The sequence below is a fragment of the Mycobacterium sp. 236(2023) genome (genome assembly GCF_029623955.1).
In the GTDB taxonomy this organism is placed as follows: Bacteria; Actinomycetota; Actinomycetes; order Mycobacteriales; family Mycobacteriaceae; genus Mycobacterium.
In genome coordinates this window covers 22,600-40,662 of sequence record NZ_JARSBP010000006.1, presented here as the reverse complement: position 1 = coordinate 40,662, position 18,063 = coordinate 22,600, and the positions used below count along the sequence as shown (strand labels likewise).

15 protein-coding genes are annotated in these 18,063 nt (G+C 66.1%); 8 read left to right on the top strand and 7 right to left on the bottom strand.

The genetic code is table 11. The features are described from left to right. Nucleotides 1–102: 102 nt before the first annotated feature. On the top strand, nt 103–3,627 hold the full coding sequence (locus P9A17_RS23210) for a hypothetical protein (RefSeq protein WP_278041102.1): 3,525 nt from the start codon (nt 103–105) through the stop codon (nt 3,625–3,627). Nucleotides 3,628–3,667: 40 nt separating this feature from the next. Here P9A17_RS23210 and P9A17_RS23205 read toward each other — a convergent pair whose 3' ends face one another. Genes P9A17_RS23205 through alsS form a run of 4 tightly spaced genes read right to left on the bottom strand, consistent with a single transcriptional unit; the run spans nt 3,668 to nt 7,921 of the window. Continuing rightward, a complete protein-coding gene (locus P9A17_RS23205) occupies nt 3,668–4,564 on the bottom strand; it encodes a DMT family transporter (protein ID WP_278041101.1) in 897 nt (298 codons plus the stop codon). Beyond that, nucleotides 4,551–5,420, bottom strand: a complete 870-nt coding sequence (locus P9A17_RS23200) for an SDR family oxidoreductase (protein ID WP_278041100.1) — start codon at nt 5,418–5,420, stop codon at nt 4,551–4,553. The genes P9A17_RS23205 and P9A17_RS23200 overlap by 14 nt, the downstream gene beginning before the upstream one ends. 36 nt (nt 5,421–5,456) lie before the next feature. Beyond that, nucleotides 5,457–6,245, bottom strand: coding sequence for an acetolactate decarboxylase (budA, locus tag P9A17_RS23195; RefSeq protein WP_278041099.1), 789 nt, complete (start codon nt 6,243–6,245; stop codon nt 5,457–5,459). Beyond that, a complete protein-coding gene (gene alsS, locus P9A17_RS23190; protein WP_278041098.1) occupies nt 6,242–7,921 on the bottom strand; it encodes an acetolactate synthase AlsS in 1,680 nt (559 codons plus the stop codon). The genes budA and alsS overlap by 4 nt, the downstream gene beginning before the upstream one ends. Before the next feature lie 180 nt (nt 7,922–8,101). On the opposite strand from alsS, the gene P9A17_RS23185 reads away from it, so the two are divergent. The 3 genes from P9A17_RS23185 to P9A17_RS23175 are packed head-to-tail and all read left to right on the top strand — an operon-like array spanning nt 8,102 to nt 11,356. After that, nucleotides 8,102–9,391: a SpoIIE family protein phosphatase gene (locus tag P9A17_RS23185; RefSeq protein WP_278041097.1), complete on the top strand. Its 1,290-nt coding sequence runs from the start codon at nt 8,102–8,104 to the stop codon at nt 9,389–9,391. Then, nucleotides 9,388–10,353 (top strand): tripartite tricarboxylate transporter substrate binding protein, encoded by a 966-nt coding sequence (locus P9A17_RS23180; RefSeq protein ID WP_278041096.1) that lies wholly within the window; start codon nt 9,388–9,390, stop codon nt 10,351–10,353. The genes P9A17_RS23185 and P9A17_RS23180 overlap by 4 nt, the downstream gene beginning before the upstream one ends. Before the next feature lie 55 nt (nt 10,354–10,408). Beyond that, nucleotides 10,409–11,356, top strand: a complete 948-nt coding sequence (locus P9A17_RS23175) for a mechanosensitive ion channel domain-containing protein (protein ID WP_278041095.1) — start codon at nt 10,409–10,411, stop codon at nt 11,354–11,356. A gap of 3 nt (nt 11,357–11,359) precedes the next feature. Here P9A17_RS23175 and P9A17_RS23170 read toward each other — a convergent pair whose 3' ends face one another. Then, the gene (locus P9A17_RS23170) at nt 11,360–11,851 is read right to left on the bottom strand and encodes a DUF427 domain-containing protein (protein WP_278041094.1); all 492 of its coding nucleotides are present in this window, start codon (nt 11,849–11,851) and stop codon (nt 11,360–11,362) included. A gap of 65 nt (nt 11,852–11,916) precedes the next feature. On the opposite strand from P9A17_RS23170, the gene P9A17_RS23165 reads away from it, so the two are divergent. Beyond that, the gene (locus P9A17_RS23165; RefSeq protein ID WP_278041093.1) at nt 11,917–13,380 is read left to right on the top strand and encodes a peptide MFS transporter; all 1,464 of its coding nucleotides are present in this window, start codon (nt 11,917–11,919) and stop codon (nt 13,378–13,380) included. On the opposite strand, the gene P9A17_RS23160 is transcribed toward P9A17_RS23165, so the two are convergent. Both P9A17_RS23160 and P9A17_RS23155 read right to left on the bottom strand, forming a co-directional pair. After that, a complete protein-coding gene (locus tag P9A17_RS23160; protein WP_278041092.1) occupies nt 13,377–14,993 on the bottom strand; it encodes an alkaline phosphatase D family protein in 1,617 nt (538 codons plus the stop codon). The genes P9A17_RS23165 and P9A17_RS23160 overlap by 4 nt on opposite strands. A gap of 17 nt (nt 14,994–15,010) precedes the next feature. Then, nucleotides 15,011–15,517 (bottom strand): NUDIX domain-containing protein, encoded by a 507-nt coding sequence (locus P9A17_RS23155; RefSeq protein ID WP_278041091.1) that lies wholly within the window; start codon nt 15,515–15,517, stop codon nt 15,011–15,013. A 62-nt stretch (nt 15,518–15,579) separates the two neighbouring features. Here P9A17_RS23155 and P9A17_RS23150 point away from each other — a divergent pair, with 62 nt between their 5' ends. Genes P9A17_RS23150 through P9A17_RS23140 form a run of 3 tightly spaced genes read left to right on the top strand, consistent with a single transcriptional unit; the run spans nt 15,580 to nt 17,965 of the window. Continuing rightward, nucleotides 15,580–15,879, top strand: a complete 300-nt coding sequence (locus P9A17_RS23150; RefSeq protein WP_278041090.1) for an antibiotic biosynthesis monooxygenase family protein — start codon at nt 15,580–15,582, stop codon at nt 15,877–15,879. Between the two features lie 57 nt (nt 15,880–15,936). Continuing rightward, a complete protein-coding gene (locus P9A17_RS23145) occupies nt 15,937–16,860 on the top strand; it encodes a DUF4436 domain-containing protein (protein ID WP_278041089.1) in 924 nt (307 codons plus the stop codon). A 10-nt stretch (nt 16,861–16,870) separates the two neighbouring features. Beyond that, nucleotides 16,871–17,965, top strand: a complete 1,095-nt coding sequence (locus P9A17_RS23140; RefSeq protein ID WP_278041088.1) for a nucleotide disphospho-sugar-binding domain-containing protein — start codon at nt 16,871–16,873, stop codon at nt 17,963–17,965. Nucleotides 17,966–18,063: the final 98 nt, after the last annotated feature.

The window sequence follows — 18,063 nt, the reverse complement described above, 5'->3', positions numbered from 1 at the left end:
TTGTTGGTGATTCCCATAGCAAACTTGCTGCCACCATCGTAGTATCCGATCGGCCGGGGTTCATTACCTTGGAGTCAATATTTGATCGTTGGGGGAGCAGCTATGCCGGAGCAGGCGTCGTCGTGCCATTTTGATGCAATCGGATCCGAGGAGAACGGCACCGCCAAGCGTCCGCGGCGCAAGTCCGGCGCGCATCGGCGCAGGCGCGCCGACGATTACCCGGTGCGGCGGTGGCTGCAGCTCGGCGCGATGTCGGTCGGTGTCGGCACAGCGGCCATCGGGTTCTCGGTGCTAGGTCCGCAGGTGAGTGCCGCAGTGGCGGATACCGGCGATTCGAGTGTGTCGTCGTCTGCGGACTCGGGCTCGTCTGCGAGCGGCTCTGACTCCGCCTCGCCGACCTCGAAGCGCGACGCCAAGAGACCCGGCAACGACGATTCGAACGAGAGCAGCGCCGCTGACGGCGACGATGACGACGCCGCGGCGGCTGCCGAGGACACCGACGACGACAGTGACGCCGACGGTTCGGATGCCAAGGACTCGTCTGACTCCGTAGAAGACTTTGACACCGTAGGAGACTCTGGCTCCGTAGAAGACAAAGACGCGCAAGATGATTCGGCGCCCGACGCCGAGATAGACGAGGCCGCCGAAATCGACGAGCCCGTCGCGCAGACCGCAACCGTTACGCGGGCTGCAGTGCCGAATGCGGCTGCGTCACCGCAGGATCAGTTCTGGCGGATCTTCTTCGGTAACGGAACGGCAGAAAACCCCAACGGCGGGATCATCAGCGGCAACGGCTTCGACTGGACCGCCGAAACATGCGCCGCCGCAACGCTGTGCAACGGCGGCCGAGGCGGGATTTTCGGCGACGGTGGTGACGGCTGGAACGGCGGCAAGGGCGGCAACGCGGGCTGGTTCGGAGACGGCGGCAATGGCGGAAAAGGTGCGACCGGCATCAACGGCGGAGACGGCGGCGACGGCGGTCGCGGCGGTCTGATTCACGGCGAGGGCGGTGAAGGCGGCGACGGAGCGCAAACCGTCGCGGGATCTTCCGGTGGCCGCGGTGGTTCAGCGGGCTTGGCAGGCAAGGGCGGTGAGGGCGGCAACGGCGGCACATCGACCAATGGGTTCAACGGTGGTGCTGGAGGCCGGGGCGGTAACGGCGGAACGTTCTGGGGTGACGGCGGTGCCGGCGGCAAGGGCGGAAACGCCATCACGCACGGTCTCACCGGCGGCGAAGGCGGTCGCGGCGGCGACACCGGCTTCCTCTCAGTGTCCGGCGTCGCCGGAAGCGGCGGCATGGGTGGCGGCGCGACGTTCGGCGGTCGCGGCGGTGACGGTGGAAGCGGCGGACTGTTGGCCGTGTATGCGACCGGCGGTGAAGGCGGCGAAGGTGGTCTGAGCCCGTTCCAGGGCGTCGGTACCGACCACGGCGGCAATGGCGGCAATGGCGGTACTGGTGGACTGCTGTTCGGCAACGGTGGCGTGGGCGGTAACGGCGGATCCGGTGGCGGCAACGGCGGAAGAGGCGGCGACGCAAGACGTTTCTCGCTCATCGGTGTAGGCGGTCGAGGCGGCGACGGCGGAGAAGGCCAGACGGGAATCCCCGGGTTCAACGGTATTACCGGCGCACCTGATGGGATGACCGGCCAGGTCGGAGGTGAGGGCGGTGACGGCGGCGCCGGGGGTTCAGGTAGCTGGATCATCGGTCGTGGCGGTGACGGCGGCCAAGGTGGCAAGGGCGGTAAAGGTGGCCAGGGCGGCAAGGGTACCTTCATGGCGACCGTCGCTTCAGGCAACGGCCGAACCGGGGCCAGCGGTGGCGACGGTGGTGCCGGTGGTGCCGGTGGCGCGACCGGGGGAGCCGGTGGTGAAGGGCGCATCTTCTTCTTCGGACAGTCGAACGGCGCGAACGGTATCAGCGGCGCAGGCGGCGACGGCGGTAACGGCGGCATAGGCGGCTGGGGTGGCTACACCAGGGATGCGAACGCGGTCGGTGGTGTCGGCGGTGCCGGAGGCAAAGGTGGTGCCGGCGCAAGCGGTGGTACCGGCGCCGCCGGAGGCAAGGGTGGCGAAGGCGGCGCAGGCGGAACAGGATCCGACGGCGAAAGCACAGGAGGTCGCGGCGGTCAGGGCGGCGATGCCGGTGCAGGCGGCACGGGCGGCTCGAGCGCCGAGGGGATAGCCGCCGGAGACGGCGGCGCCGGAGGCAAGGGCGGTGCCGGCGGCGTCGGAGGCTCCGCTCCCAAGCCCGTTCCGGACGAAAATGGCAACGTTCCCGCAGCCACCAACCAAGGTCAGGGCGGCAATGGCGGCGACGGTGGTGCCGGCGGCGACGGTGGCGCGACGGGCGGCTCCGGTGGTGCAGGCGGAGAGGGTGGTGCCGGGGCCGCGGGCGGCAAGTCAGGCCCTGAAGCAGATGCGGAAGTCGGACTGGAGGGCGCCGACGGCGAAGCGGGAGCTGACGGCCAGGGCGACTCGGGCGCAACCGAATCAGCCAGATTCGCAGTGTCTCTCGCGGCGCTGGCCGCGGATGCTCCGGCGCCCGGGTTCGATCTGTTCCGCCAGTTGGCCTACATCTTCCTTAACAAGGCCCCGACCATGGATCCGTCAACGGGGGTCCACGACACGAAGGGTGTGGTTACCGGAAATCTCAACGGGCAGAGCAACAACGGCTTCATCCCGACCTACACCGTCACCGTGCAACCCAAGTACGGCGAGGTGGTGGTGAGCGCCGACGGGACGTACACCTACACCGCGAAGGACATCTTGGTCCCGCCGGGGATCACCGATCACTTCACCATCACGATCGACAACGGAACGTCGGCCAAGTTGCCGGGTCTGGCCGGTGTTGTCCAGGATCTCTTGCATAAGTTCGCGGTCAAGCTCGGTACTGCGGAAGCCGATACGTTCGATCAGGCGATCACCGTCAGCGTGGTCGGCAGCGGCGTTTACGGCAACACGACGAACGGCGCGGCCTACTGGATCGGCCAGAGCTACGACAACTGTGTGCTGCAAGCAGCAGCGGCAGCGGTCGCGCAGGCCACCAACAACCTGGACAAGCCGGACGAGGACAGGATGGTCTATCTCGCGAAGACGACACCCAGCGTGGAAACCCCGGGTGCGTGGATGTACCTCGGTGAGCGCACCAACGACGGCATCGGGATGCAAGACGCCGCCGCGCTCATCCAGCAGTACTTCCACGTCACAACCACGCATGCTCAATACGGAGAGTTCGACGACGACGGCAATGCGGTGACGCCGCCGACCGACGAAGAGGGGCAGCTCGCTCTCAACGAGATGATGGCGGCGTTGGTCGAAGGCAAGGCGGCGATGATTGCGTACTCCACTGCCGTCGTCTGGGGTGAGGTGGCCGGTACTCCGCTGGACGAGGACCAGAGCGTGGACAAGGCTGACCACGCCGTGGCAGTCACTGCGATCGATGCGAAGAACAGCTTCGTGTACGTCAACGACAGTTCGATGACCAACAGCGCTGGAAAGAACATCGGGAAGAACATCGCGATCCCGATGGAGATCTTCATGAGGGGTTGGAAGACAAGCGGTTACGAACTGATCACTGTCACGCCTACCGCGAAGAAGCCGTTGACCCAGGCGCAGAACGCGGCGTAGCCGTACGAAGAGTGCATTTTCGGCACTAGTGCCGAACGTGTCAGGGGTTTGGCGCCTTGCGCGTGCGTGGCCTCGCGCGCACCGCGGTCACTCCACCGCCGATGACCAGAGCCATCCCGAGGTACGAGGCTGTCGTCGGCGTGTGGTCCCACACGAGCCAGTCGATGAGGGCGGTGAAGACGATCACCGAATAGATGAACGGGCCGACCTTCTCGGCGGAGGCGTAGCGATAGGCGATGACGATGAGGATCTGCGACAGCAGCTGCGCACAGCCGAGACCGATGAGCCACGCCCATGCTGTCGCGGGAATGGGTGCCCAGTCGACGACGGCGATCGGAACCGACAGCACTGTCGACAGCAGGAAGTAGTAGAACAGGATCCTGATGACGGGTTCGGTGGCGCCGAGCCACCGGACCGCCATCATCGCGACAGCCAACAGTAATGCGCCTGCGAGGGCGGACAATTCACCGATCGAGAACCCGTGGCCCTGTGGCCGGAGCACCAGCATCACGCCGACGAAGCCGAGCCCCGCGCCGATCCACGTAGGTGCCGCGACGCGCTGCCGCGTGACCGCCCACGCGATCAACGGCATCCACAGCGGCGCACTGTAAGTGAGCAGCGTCGCGTTGGCCAGCGGTATCTGGGAGATCGCGAAGAACAAGGCATACCAGCAGGCTGTGCCGGCGACCGCGCGCAGCACGTGCAGGCCCGTCCGGCTCGTGCGCAGCGATGCCCATCCGCCGCGCAGTGCCGCCGGGATGATGAACAACAGACAGATCGCGTTCTGGAAAAGAAGCAGGACACCGGTCGAGGTGTACTGTCCCGAGACCTTCGCCAACGTACCGACCAACGCCACGCAGAAGAATGCCGCCGTGGTGAGAAGCGCTCCCAGAACCAGGTTTTCGTTCCGGTAACCCACTGCGCTATCGGCTGCCACGGTGGTCCCGTGCGGGCGTCGACCGTTTCATGACTCCGTTGAGCAGACGTGGCGAGACGATGTCGAGAGCGCGAAGGGGCACCATCTTTCGTGGCGAGATGCGCACGGGGCGGCTGCGCGCCGCGACGACCATCCACTCCGCGGCCTCGTCAGCGCTCAGGGCGGCCAACCCGTCGTAGGCTCGGGTGGGCGCGATCATCGGCGTCGCGACCAGCGGATAGTAGATGGTCGTCGACGTCACACCGGACGCCGCCAATTCGTTGTCGATGACGCGGCTCACGGCGCTCAACGCGGCTTTCGATGCGTTGTAGACGCCGAACAGTGGGGACGACTCGGGCATCACCCGCCAACTCGAGACATTGATGATGTGGCCGCCACCGCGCTCGATCATCTGCGGGGCGAGTCCTCGGATGAGCCGCAGCGGTGCGTAATAGTTCAAGGCGATGGTGCGCTCGACGTCGTGCCACCGCTCGAGCGACTCCAGCAGCGGCCTGCGGATGGAACGGGCCGCGTTGTTGATCAAGATGTCGACCGGACCGACGTCACGCACCAGAGCGTCGACGGCATCGAGGTCGGCCAGGTTCGAGAGCATGGCGACCGCGTTCCCGCCTCGCGCCGCGATCCGTGCAACCACCTCGTCGAGGAGGTGCCCGCGGCGGGCGACGGCGATCACCGTGGCTCCGTGAGCGGCCAGCTTCTCGGCGGCGGCCTCGCCGATGCCTGACGAGGCGCCCGTCAACAGGATCCGCTTGCCGCGCAACTCGACCGGATCCCGCAGGGGCGGACGTGGCAACGGTCGCATCCCGGACAGACGAAGCGCCCGCCGGATACGATGAACTGACCGCATGGCCTTCATTGTCAGAGATGGATGCCACCGCGGATGCGAAATCGACTAGTTGCCGCCCTCGGCGCGACGAATCTGCTCACCCATGTCCGTTGCCGTGAGTTTGGCGCGCAGGAACTCTGGGTTGGTAGGCAGGCTGAGGTGCAATTCGGATTCAGTGCTCACCGCAACCTCGCCGCAGTCGAGCCGGAAGTCCAGGACGTGGCCACCGCGGGTGCGCGGATCGTCGAGGAAATGCAGGTGATAGCCGGCCACCGAGATGCCCTGCCCGAGCTCGGGTGTGCGAAAACCCACCATGACACCGGAGACCCGGTCGAAAGTTGTTTCGGCCTGCCCCTCGGTGGCGGCGGTCAGCGGGGGATAGGGCTTGATCTGCTCCGTCACTGTCCTGGTGTGCAGATTCGTGAACGTTCCGGTGATCTTGACAGCATGGATCAGGTTGGCGCTGTCGAGGGCATCGTCGACGATGCCGAGCACCTGCGCTCGTGAACTGGGCTGTTCCACAGCATGTTTGGTGTTCGCATGAAATCGGGTGACGGCGCAGAACGGGGTCCTGTCAGCCGGCGACGCCTTCGTTGCGGTTCCGTCGGCGTGCAGGTGATAGCAGATGCCGTCCAGGATGACCATCTCTCCGTCGAGGCCGTTGAACGTCCCCAGCCCGAAATCTCCGTGACGGAGAATTTCGGCGATGGTCACGTCGCCGTCGTACACGCCGTCGAGAAGCGCACTGATGGTGGACGTTTGGTACACCTGCGGGATATCGAGATGTTGCCGGTGGGACAAAACCTTGATGAGCCATTGCTCGAAGTGGTCCAGGGGTGAATCGTGGGTGCTCATTCGAACTGTCCGTCGTGCAGATGTGCGGCGAGTTCCACGTTGCGGCTGTAATCCACTGGCACGTCGATCAATGTGGGACCGTCTTCGGCGAGTGCCCGGCGCAGCGTGGCGCTGAACTCGTCGAGCGATGTCACCCGGTAGCCGCGCGCGCCGAACGCGGCCGCGTAGTGGGTGATGTCGTAGTCGCCGAGTTGCACACCGGATCTGCGACCGTATTTGAGCTCCTCCTGGAAGCCCACCATGTCGTAGGTGTTGTCGCGGAAGATGATGTGCGTGAACGTCAGGCCCAGGCGGTGGGCTGTCTCCAATTCCTGTGCAGAGAACAGGAATCCGCCGTCGCCTGACACCGACACGATCTGCGTCCCGGGCCGTATCATCGCAGCCGCCATGGCCCACGGGAGCGCGACCCCCAGTGTCTGTTGGCCGTTGGAGAACAGCAGCCGGCGCGGCTCGTAGACCCGGAAGTGCCGGGCCAGGTAGATGTACACCGACCCGATATCGCAGGCAATGGTCGCTTCGTCGTCCAGTTCGTCGCGCAGGGCTAAGGTCACCGCGGTCGGATTCAAGCCGCGCCCGATGGCCGGTGCGGACGTTTCCGCATCGTCGATGGCAGCCAGATCCGCCCGCTGCCTGTCGATCTCGGCGAGGAATGTGCCGTCGAGCGTCAGGCCGCTCAGCGCTCGCGTCAGGTCGCCGACGGTTGCGGCGATGTCGCCGCACAGCTCTGTCGCCGGTTGGTAGTGATTGTCGACGATGGCCGGCATGGCGTCGATGTGCACGACCACACGCGTGGGATCGCTGTTCCACAGCGCCGGGTCGTATTCGACGGCGTCGTAGCCGATCGTCACGAGTACGTCGGCGTGGGCGACCAGGATGTCTCCGGGCTGATTGCGAAACAACCCCACCCGGCCCAGGTAGTGGTTTTCCAGCTCGCGGGAGATCACGCCCGCGGCTTGGAACGTCTCGACCACCGGTAGCCCGGTAGCGGCAACGAGTCGTCTTACGGCAGTGCAGGTTTCGGCATCCGCGCCGCGCATCCCGACCAGCAGTGTGGGCCGTCGCGCGGCCATGACGAGGTCTGCGGCGGCCCGCACGGCGTCTGCAGGGGCCGCCGAGCGTTGCGGAATCGGCAGCCGTCCGACGATATCGGCCGTGGTGGGCGCCGCGGCGACGTCGCCCGGCAGGATCACCGCGGCGGCCCCCTTCGGCTCCGTCACCGCCGCGCGGAAGGCATTGACGACTGCCTCGACGACGTTGTCGGCGTCGTTGACCTCGCCGGTGTACTTGGTGACCGCACGCAACATCGTTGCGGCGTCCATGGACTGGTGTGTCCGTTTGAGTCGATCGGCGCGTGAGACCGCTCCGCACAGCGCGACGACCGGATCCTGCTCGGTGTTGGCGGTGACAAGGCCGGTGGCGAGGTTGGTGGTGCCGGGTCCTGAAGTCACCGCGACGACGCCGGGGACGCCGGTCAGCCGGCCGACCGCACCGGCCATGAAAGCCGCGTTCTGTTCGTGCCTGCAGACCACGATCTCCGGTCCGCCGTCGGCGAGCGCATCGTAGAGCGCATCGATCTTCGCGCCGGGCACCCCGAAGACGTATCGAACTCCCTGCGCGTTCAACACATCGACGAGTTTCTGTGCGCTCCGGACGCGCCGAACGTCGTCACCGGCCACGGTCAGAGCACGCCTTCATCACGCGAATCTATCAACGCGGTTCGCTGAAGGCGTTGCCTTGAGTCGAGTGCGCTGACACAATCTCGGGCCGAGTCGCTCTGCAGGAGCGGTCTGAGCAGGGGCGAAACCATCACCGAAAGCCGCAACTACCACGACGCCGAAGAGTCGCGGCTGCGTGCGGTGCAGCGTTACCGCGTTGTCGGTGCCGCTCCCGCCGCGGTGCTCGGCCGCATCGCGGGACTGGCGGCGCGCTCACTCGGTGCCCCGATGGCGATGGTGGTGATCGTCGATCAGGACGGCCCTTCGCTGGCCGCGACGCACGGCTTCGACGCCCCACCGCACGCGATTTCCCGCGACGACCCGACCCTCGGCAGCGTCCCCGACGCGGTCACGGTGATCGACGGAGCGGTGACCGGTGGCAGCGGGTTTCTCCATGACCACGCCATCCAGTTCTATGCCGCGGCACCGATCCTGACGTTCGACGGGTATCGGCTGGGCGTCGTCGCGGTAATGGACACCGAGGTCAGGCCGGTCATCGCCGACCACCTCGTGATCCTCGAGGATCTGGCCGCCATCGTGATGGAACAGCTCGAGCTGCGACTCTCCGCGCTGGACGCCGTCGGCCTTGAGCGCCGGCTGCGTGATGCCGCGGAGACGGCCCGCGACGTCGCTCGCCGCGAACGTGACCAGGCGCAGACCGACCGCGGTATCGCCGAACGTGACCGCGACTCGATCGAGGAGTACGCCGCGGCGCTGCAGCGCACCCTGTTGCCGCCGTCGCTTCCCCATATCGACGGGCTGGCGGTGGCGTCGTATTTCCGACCGATCTCCTCTCGTCAGGTCGGCGGCGACTTCTACGACCTGTTCGGCCTCGGTGGTAATCGGTGGGCGTACTTCATCGGCGATGTCCTCGGTCACGGTGTCGACGCCGCCGTGGTGACCTCGTTGATCCGCCACACACTGAGGTCGGCGGCCCTGCACTATGACGATCCGACCGCCGGACTGCACGAGCTCAACGCCGTACTGCTCCGCGAGGTCGAACCGCGCAGGTTCTGCACGGTGCATTTCGGCACCGTCCAGCGTGCCGACGACGGCGACGGTTTCGAGGTGACGATCGCCACCGGGGGACATCAGCCGGCCTTGCTGGTGGATCCGGCCAGCGGTCTGGTCGAGTCCGTCCGGCCCCCCGACGGGATGCTCGTCGGGGCGCTGCCGGATGCGGTCTTCGACGTCTGCACCGTGACGGTGCGACCCGGGCAGAGCCTTCTCTTCTACACCGACGGACTCGTCGAGGCCCGCCTCGACGACGACCCGTTCGACGAAGCCGCGCTGACTCGGTTCGTCGCTGCGCGCGCCGGGGCGGGTCTGACGGCCATGATGGACGAGATCGCGACGCTGGCACCCAAACTGGATCAGCGCGACGACATCGCGATGCTGGCATTCGAAGTCACCGAGGAGCACACATCTTGACGATCAAATCGGCGATCGGCGCGTTGCTTGCCGCATCGCTTGTGGTGACCGGATGTCAGAAGGCCGAAGAACCCGCCCCGGCGCCGGCGTACCCGTCAGGGCCGATCACGATGACGGCCGGTGCCAACCCGGGCAGCGGGTTCGACATCACGATCCGCGCCGTTGTCGACGCGCTGGAGAAGGAGAACATCGTCGACGTGCCGCTTCCGGTGGAGAACCGGCCCGGAAACATCGGGGCCGATTTCCTCGCCACGATGGTCGAGCAGTACCGCGGCCGCGACGATCAGGTGTCGGTCACGTCGCTGTCGATGATGATGAACGAGCTGCGCGGCATCTCCGAGTACGGGTACGGCGACGTCACGATGATCGCACGCCTGATCACCGAGTACTACGTCGTGGTCACCGACTCGGGATCCAGGTACCAGACGCTCGCGGATGTCATGACGGCGATCAAGGCCGATCCCGGCGTCGTCGAGGTTGCCGCCGCCACTGACGACCAGGCCCCCTTCGACCTGCTGGTTGCGGCTGCAGGTGGTGACCCGGCGAAACTCAACTACGTCCCGTTCGAGGGTGGCGGAGACCAGACCCAGGCGCTGCTCAACAGCGACATCAGCGTGGCCATCGGGGGAGTCAGCGAGTTCGTCCAACTGGTCAAGTCCGGTGAACTCCGGGCGCTCGGCGTGCTGTCGGAGGAGAGGCTGCCCGGTTTCGACGCGCCGACGGCGCGGGAGCAGGGTTTCGACGTCACCCTGTCCAACTGGCGCGGCCTCTACGGACCGCCCGCGATGCCGGACTTCGCCGTCAAGTATTGGCAGGACGCACTCGCCACGATGGTCGACACACCCACGTGGAAACAGATCGCCGAGCGCAACCAATTCACCACCACGTTCATGGTGGGCGACGAATTCCAGAGCTTCCTGGCCGAAACCCAGGCCGACCTGAAAGCCGCCCTCGCGAGCTAGTGGACCCCGCGGGGGCGCTCACGGACGTCATGTCGCCGCCGTATGGTGGTAACACATGGACGTCTCCTTCTTGGCCTTCGAATGGACGGACACCAGCCGGCATTGGCTCATCGAGGTCCCGATCAGGATCGTCGCCTACTTCGCGGTAGCCCTGGTCATCCGGTACGTGGTACATCGCATGATCGACCGGGCAACCGCCGCCAGAGGTCGCAATGACCGTGGTACCGGTGACGAAGCCCGCAGTTCGAAGACGCCGCCGCTGGTGCGCAGACTGCGTGACCGCGTGCCGTCTTCGCCGACCAGCGAGCAGGTCATCATGCGGCGGCAACAGCGCGCCCAGACCATCGGTTCGGTGCTCAAGTCGACAGTGTCGATCGTGCTGCTCGTCTGGGTGGTCCTTGCCGTCCTGAACGTGCTCGGCGTCAACATCGCACCGTTCATCGCCTCGGCCGGTGTGGTCGGATTGGCGATCGGCTTCGGTGCGCAGAACCTGGTGCGCGACTTCGTCACGGGCGTGTTCATGCTGCTCGAAGATCAGTACGGAGTCGGTGACACCGTCGACCTCGGGGACGCGACCGGCGAGGTGGAGAGCGTCGGGCTGCGGATCACCACGGTGCGCGACATCGACGGCACGCTCTGGTACGTCCGCAACGGTGAGATCGCCCGCGTCGGCAACATGAGCCAGGAGTACGCCGTCGCCCGTATCGAGGTGCCCGTCGCTCTCGGGGCCGACATCGAGCGTGCCGAGCAGGTGGCTGTCGAAGCGGCCGAGGCGGCGGTGGCCGACGATGCCCTGTCCGGCAAGGTCATCGGCGAGCCGCAGATGCTCGGTGTTCAGGAACTGTCGCCGGATCTGATCAAACTGCGGATGACGGTCAAGGTGCGCCCGAATGCCCAGTGGGCGGTGCAGCGCCGGTTGCGCCGCGCCATCCTGCAGGCCTACGACGAGCACGGCATCGACCTGCCCTACCCGACGGGCCGCATGCAGGCGGTCGGCGAGTAGTCCTCACCAACCGTTCGACCCGGGCACTCCCTTGAACGGACCCGCGAGCCAGCTGGTGATCCATCCGCCGTAGAAGCCGCCCGGTTGGGGCACGACTTCCTCTCCGTTGACTGTGCATCGGTCGACGAGCGAGGCCATGACGGCGACCGCGCCGGTGATGTCGACGAACGCCGGCGTCGGCGCCGGGTAGGTCCACGCGGCCCGTTCGGCGACGGCGGCCGGACCGACCAGGTCGAAATAGCTCGCCTGACCCTTCCATTCACACCAGGACGACCCTGCGGCGGGACGAAGCGCGCCGTCGGCGAAGCAGCCGGGCGGCAGATAGTAGGTGGGCGGATGGCTGGTCTCCAGCACCCGCCAGCCCCGATCCGTTTCGGCGATGGTCTGACCGCCGAGTTCGACGGTGATCGAGCCGCGGAATTGTTCGAGTCTGGGCGGCCGTGGGTAGTCCCACACCGACTCTTGACCTGGACGGGGACGATCGGGAACGGGCATGGGTTCCGATTTTAGGAGAGTCTAGAAACTAGCTGTGAGGGGTGTCGACGGTGCAGGGTAGGCCCATGACCAGTGACCAGCAGCCCATTCAGGAGCGCGACACCTCGCGGACGTTCTTCGGTCACCCGATCGGGTTGACGAACCTGTTCGGCGTGGAGCTCTGGGAGCGTTTCTCCTTCTACGGAATGCTCACCATCCTCGGCTACTACCTGTACTACTCGGTGACCGACGGCGGGTTGGAGCTGCCGCAGAGCACCGCGACGGGCATCGTCGGCGCCTACGGAGGCCTCGTCTACCTCTCGACAGTTCTCGGGGGCTGGATCGCCGATCGTGTCCTGGGCATGGAACGCACGGTCTTCTACGGCGGTGTCGTCGTCATGATCGGCCACATCGCCCTTGCCGTGCTTCCCGGCCTGACCGGGGTCGGCGTCGGGCTGGTGTTCGTCGCGCTCGGTTCGGGCGCGCTGAAGGCCAACGCGTCCTCGCTGCTGGGCACCTTGTACGACAAGGGTGATCCTCGGGCAGACGGCGGATTCACGTTGTTCTATCTCGGTATCAACCTCGGCGCGTTCATCGGCCCGCTGATCACCGGCCTGCTGCAGACGCGCATCGGCTTCCACTACGGATTCGGTGCGGCCGCGATCGGCATGGCGCTGGGGCTGATCCAGTACGTCGTGTTTCGCCGCAACCTCGGTGAGCACGGCCGCGATGTACCGAACCCGTTGCCGCGCGGCGCCGTCGGGAAGACGGTGGGGGTCTTTGCGGCGGTGGTCGTCGTCGTCGCGGTCGCCATTGCGCTCAAACTCGTGACGTTGGCGAACCTGTCGCAGGTGACGACGGGCGTCATCGTCGTCGCCTCGATCGCCTACTTCGCGATCATGTTGCGCAGCCCGCACGTCGAGGCGCCGGAAAAGGTTCGGGTGCAGGCGTTCATCCCGCTGTTCATCGCCAATGCGGTGTTCTGGTCGCTGTTCCAGCAGATCTTCACGGTGCTGGCGGTGTACTCCGACGAACGGATGAACTGGTCCATCTTCGGTTGGGTGGCCCCGTCGAGCTGGATCGGTTCGATCGAACCCATCTGGATCATCGCGCTCTCACCGGTATTCGCGGTGATGTGGACCAAGCTGGGAAACCGGGCACCGACGACTCCGCGCAAGTTCTCCTACGGTGTCATCGGCATGGGGCTGGCGTTCCTGTGCTTCGTGCCGCTCGCCGGCGTCGACGGGGTGCCCGCGCTCGCGGTGCTGGCCATTCTCGGGGTGTTCGCGGTCTCGGAACTGCTGCTCTCACCGATCGGGCTGTCGGTGACGACGAAGCTCGCCCCCGAGGCGTTCCGCGCGCAGATGATGGCCTTGTACTTCTTCTCGGTGGGCCTGGGTACCTCGATGTCCGGTGTGCTCGCCGGCTACTACGACACCTCCAGTGAGGCAGCCTATTTCGGCATTCTCGGCGGGGTGGCGGTGGTGGCAGGCATCATCGTGTTCGCCATCGCTCCGTGGATCAGCAAGCAGATGGAGGGCGTGCACTAACCGGTGAGGTCGACTCGGGCCACGGTCGACAATTCGCCGTTGTCCTCAGGCTGTTCGAAGAACACCTCGGCCGTGCGCCCGTTCGCTTCGAAGCTGGCGATGGTGTTTCCGAACTGTGGTCCGCTGCGGTTCTGCCACGACATCGGCAGTTCGGGGGAGCCTGCGCGCTTTGCCCAGCGTCGCGTCAGGCGGGCTACCCGCGGGGACCATGCGATCTTGAACGCCGGCTTGACGGGTGCCGGCACGTAATTGTGGATCGGCGAGCACACCAGTTGGTGCACCCGGGTGTCGCCCGTCCCGTGGAAGTCCGCGCGGGCGGCGTAGCTGTGGTGGACGTCGCCGGAGAGCACCGAGATGGTGGCCGGTGAACCCTGGGCCGCCGATTCGATGAGGGAACTCAGGCGCAGGAACGATTGGAGGAACGCCGGCCAGTGCTCCAGATCTGCTGTCTGCCTGATCTTCTCGGCGAACTTCCCCCGCAGACCGTGCCGGTCGGCGGCGATCTCGTTGACGATCTGCAGGTCGCCGAGCGCCGGAGGGAGCAGCCAGGGCAGCGACGAGCCGATGAGCAGGTGATCGACTGCGTCGAGGTCGTCGGTGACCTGATCCTCCACCCAGCGAAACTCCCGATCGCCCAGCATCTTTCGGTCCCCGTTGTCGAGGATGCGGGCGTTGCGGGAATCCACCATGACCAGCCGGCTGCGGCCCAGATCCCACCGGAAGCTGAACCGGACACCCTTGTCCCCGTCGACTTCGTAATCGGCGCGGTCGGCCAGTTCGACCAGATGGGGCCAGCAGTCGCCCTCGGTGACCAGCACCTTCTGGTAGTCGTCGTCGGCGGCCAGTTCGTCGGGGCTGAGATTCCCGAGATGCTGATACACCCAATAGGATCCGAGCCCCGCGCGGATACGATCGCGCCACCACGGCTTGCGGTTCACCTCGGTCCGCCACGGCGCCGAGGTGTTCCAGTCGTCGCGGATGTCGTGGTCGTCGAAGATCATCGCGGTGGGCAGCGTGGACAGAATCCACCGGATCTCCGGGTCGCCCCAGGTGTGGCGGTAGAGCTTCTCGTATTCGGTGAACGTGACCACTTCGTCGGGTGGCCTGCGTTTCGACGACGACCGGCTGCCGGCGAGTTTGCGCCGCGCCTCGGGCGTGAGTTCATCGGCGTAGACCTGGTCGCCGAGCAGGAGGAGCGCATCGGGCCATTCGTGGACCGGGGTGGTTGTCAGCCGGGAGGCGAAACAGTCGAGGGCATCGAGCCCCAGCTTGTCGTCGATCTTGGGATCACCGGTCTTCGGGTAGCGGCACGACCCGAAAACGACACGCAACCGGTCGGCGGAGCGCGGGCCGCGGGTCCTGATCACGCTGGCGGGGAACTCTGACCCGGGTTCAGGCCACACCTTCGCACCGTCGATCTGTACGTCGTAGGGGGTGATGCTGTCAGGCTCCAACCCCGTCACGGCGACGAGGGCGAAATGGCACTCCTGGACCTCGAAGGTTCGCGCCGAACAGCCGTGCACCTCCACGGTCGCCGGGGCATCGGTCTGAACCCACACCACCGCGGTCGTCTCACCGACGTGCCGCAGGACCGGGCCGAGGACAAGGTTCACCGGTCCACCCTAGGCCACTACAGCCCGAGTGCCAGCGGAGTCGCCGGAGGTCCGTCGGTCAGCAACTCCTGCAACAGCTTTGGCAACGCTCTCGGCGAGAAGAGCACACCATTGGCGCGGTCTGCATCGATATCGGCCAGCGACCACCAGCGCTGTTCGAGGATTCCTTCGGTGTCGGGATGGCCGGCGGCGCCCGGTTCGAGTGCGCTGGCGGGCGTGAAGGTGTCGACGTGGATCAGGAAGAAATGGTTGACGATGCCTTCGAAGCCGTGGGCACGCATCCACGCCAAGGAGGCGGTCTGGATCCACACCAGCCGGGGCGCGTGGTCGTCCGTCAGAACCAGCCCGGTCTCTTCGTACAGTTCGCGTGCCAGCGCTTGCACCAGGGTCTCGCCTTCCTCGACGCCGCCCCCGGGTCCGGTCCAGACGGTGTACTCGTCATCGATCCGGTGCTGCGCGAGCAGGATTCGGTCACCGTCGACGAGCAGTGCGCGACACGAATCACGCAGCGGGAGAGCGGACACCCGTCGACGGTATCCGAGTGGCGGCAAGATGATTCCTACAACGATACGAAGGAGCCAAGCCCATGGTGATCGTCGCGGGACACCTCGTCGTGCAGCCTCAGGACCGGGCCGAATATCTCCGCGGGTGTGTCGGGGTCGTCGAAGAGGCCAGGCGCGCGCCAGGCTGTCTCGACTTCAGCATCAGCGCCGACCTGCTCGATCCTGGCCGGATCAACGTCTACGAACGCTGGGAATCGCGGGCCGCGGTCGACGTCTTCCGCGGTAGCGGACCCAGCGACGAGCAACAGGTATCGATGCTCTCGGCCGCGGTGTCGGAGTACGACGTCGTCGATGTCCGTGTGCTCTCCGGCGAGGACGGGTAAGCGGTGCGCTTCGACCAATTCCGGCTATAAAACTGACGGTTGCGTCATAATTCGCGCATGACTCAGGCAACCACGGATCCAGAGAACGGTCCGGGCGGAAAACACGGCGTGGCAGATCCTCCGAAGAAGGGCATCGGTGGGGCGATCGTCCTCGTCCTCGTCGTGATCCTTCTCTACGCCGGATCGGTCTTCACCTACTGGTTTTTCTCGGGCTCGGCCGGTGAGCTGGACAACCCCGACACCGGCGACGGCTCCGAGACGGTCGTGCTCGTGACGATTACCGGGATCAAGACCTTGGACAACAAGGTCGATGCGAAAGTCCTCATCATCCCCGAGGACGGGATGTTGGATCCGCGGCTCGACGTACTGACCGAAGACCTGTCGGTGCGGCTGTACCCGTGGAACACGTTGGGCGACTTGAAGTTCCCCGCCGGCGCGTCGCCCGCCGAGGTGACCACCACCATCGACGTCGGCGGTGATCCGACGACGTGGCCGCTCGACTCCTACAGCACCGACGCGATCAGCGCCGATGTGCTCGTCGGCGAAGGTGATGCACGAGAGTTCCAACCGGCGCGTGTCGAGATCGAGGCCGCGATCCAAGGCTGGAACATCACCAGCGAGACCGTTCCGCCGTCGCCGCAGTCCTATTCGGAGCCCGGCGACGAAGCTGTGCAGATCAACTTCAAGCGGGCTCTCGGACCGCTCGCTTTCGACATCGGTATCTGCCTCGTGCTGATCATGCTGCCCACGCTGGCGCTGTCCACGTCGTTGAAGGTCTTCTTCAGGAAGAAGGAGTTCCAGATGCCTTTCCTGACGTGGTACGCGGCGATGCTGTTCGCGATCGTCCCGCTGCGCAACATCCTCCCGGGCGCGCCACCGCCGGGCGCGTGGATCGACATCCTGCTCATCATGTGGGTGATCATCGGGCTGGTCGCGTCGATGCTGGTGTACGTCGTCATCTGGAACAAACGGATCGACTAACTTCGGTCGGGTGGCCGACGTCCTGTTCGTGACGATGGACGGCGGCGGGAACGTGCCGCCTCTGCTCGCGGTAGCGTCGGCCGTCGCCGCGGGTGGCCACTCGGTGCGTGTCGCCGGACATGAATGCCTGGATGCCGACGTGACGCGGGCAGGGCTGCCGTTCGCGCCGTACCGCACTGCACGACGGTGGGATTCGAGGCAAGCGCAGAGCCCGCTGAGGTGGGTGCCGATGTTCAACGACCACAACATCGCCGACGACGTCGACCGGTTGTGCGCCGAGCGGCGGCCCGACGTCGCAGTGGTCGACTGCATGTTGTTGCCCGCCTTGAAGAAACTGCAGCGGAACACCATTCGGACCGTGGTCCTCACGCACACCTTTCGTAGCTACATGAACCGGATGCACCGCTACGGCGCGGGCACCGCGGCACTGCTGTACGGCCATCGGATCACGTCGTTGTGGAACGGCGCCGACCTCAACCTCGTCGCAACGCTGGAGCGCCTCGATCCCGATGCGCGCCGTCGCAGACCGCCCAACCTGCGGTGGGTCGGGGCCGTCGTGTCCGGACGACCCGCGCAACCAGACTCCGGGTCGCCTCTGGTCCTGGTCAGCATGTCCACCAACGGGTTTCGCGGGCAGCGTGCCACCCTGGCGCGCGTCATCGAGGCGCTCTCAGGACTGCCGGTACGGGCCGTGGTGACCACGGGCGGCGTCATCGATCCTGCCGACCTGCCGTCGGCTCCCAACGTGGAGGTCGTCGGGTTCGTCGATCACGCCGATCTGATGCCGAAATGTTCGCTACTCATCGGGCACGGAGGCCACGCCACGACGCTGCGGGCGCTGGCCCACGACATCCCGGTTCTCGTCCTGCCGGCCAGCGCCCTGTCCGATCAACGGCTGATCGGTGCGGCTGTTGCACGGTCCGGTGCCGGCATTCTCGCGTCGCGATCGTCGTCCGTTTCGACGCTGAGGGCCGACATCGACGCGCTGCTGACCGAGCCTCGCTGGCGCCAGGCCGCGGCCGATGTCGGGCAGGACCTCAGAGCCGTCGACGCCGCGCGGGAGGCTGCGGACCTCATCGTTGCGCTGGCGTCATCGGTCCGGTAGCACGCACCCGGAACCTTCCCATGTCAAAGGCGTAGAAGGCGGTCGCCTGCCTTCATCGCCGGAAACTTCCGATAGTTTGCTGAGCGGTGATAGGTTCT

Bases quoted from the DNA above. Each gene is read 5' to 3' on its own strand.
- P9A17_RS23145 (WP_278041089.1), top strand. From the start codon at position 15,937: ATGACTCAGGCAACCACGGATCCAGAGAACGGTCCGGGCGGAAAACAC.
- P9A17_RS23165 (WP_278041093.1), top strand. From the start codon at position 11,917: ATGACCAGTGACCAGCAGCCCATTCAGGAGCGCGACACCTCGCGGACG.
- P9A17_RS23150 (WP_278041090.1), top strand. From the start codon at position 15,580: ATGGTGATCGTCGCGGGACACCTCGTCGTGCAGCCTCAGGACCGGGCC.
- P9A17_RS23200 (WP_278041100.1), bottom strand. From the start codon at position 5,420: ATGAAGGCCATGCGGTCAGTTCATCGTATCCGGCGGGCGCTTCGTCTG.
- P9A17_RS23170 (WP_278041094.1), bottom strand. From the start codon at position 11,851: ATGCCCGTTCCCGATCGTCCCCGTCCAGGTCAAGAGTCGGTGTGGGAC.
- budA (WP_278041099.1), bottom strand. From the start codon at position 6,245: ATGAGCACCCACGATTCACCCCTGGACCACTTCGAGCAATGGCTCATC.
- P9A17_RS23210 (WP_278041102.1), top strand. From the start codon at position 103: ATGCCGGAGCAGGCGTCGTCGTGCCATTTTGATGCAATCGGATCCGAG.
- P9A17_RS23175 (WP_278041095.1), top strand. From the start codon at position 10,409: ATGGACGTCTCCTTCTTGGCCTTCGAATGGACGGACACCAGCCGGCAT.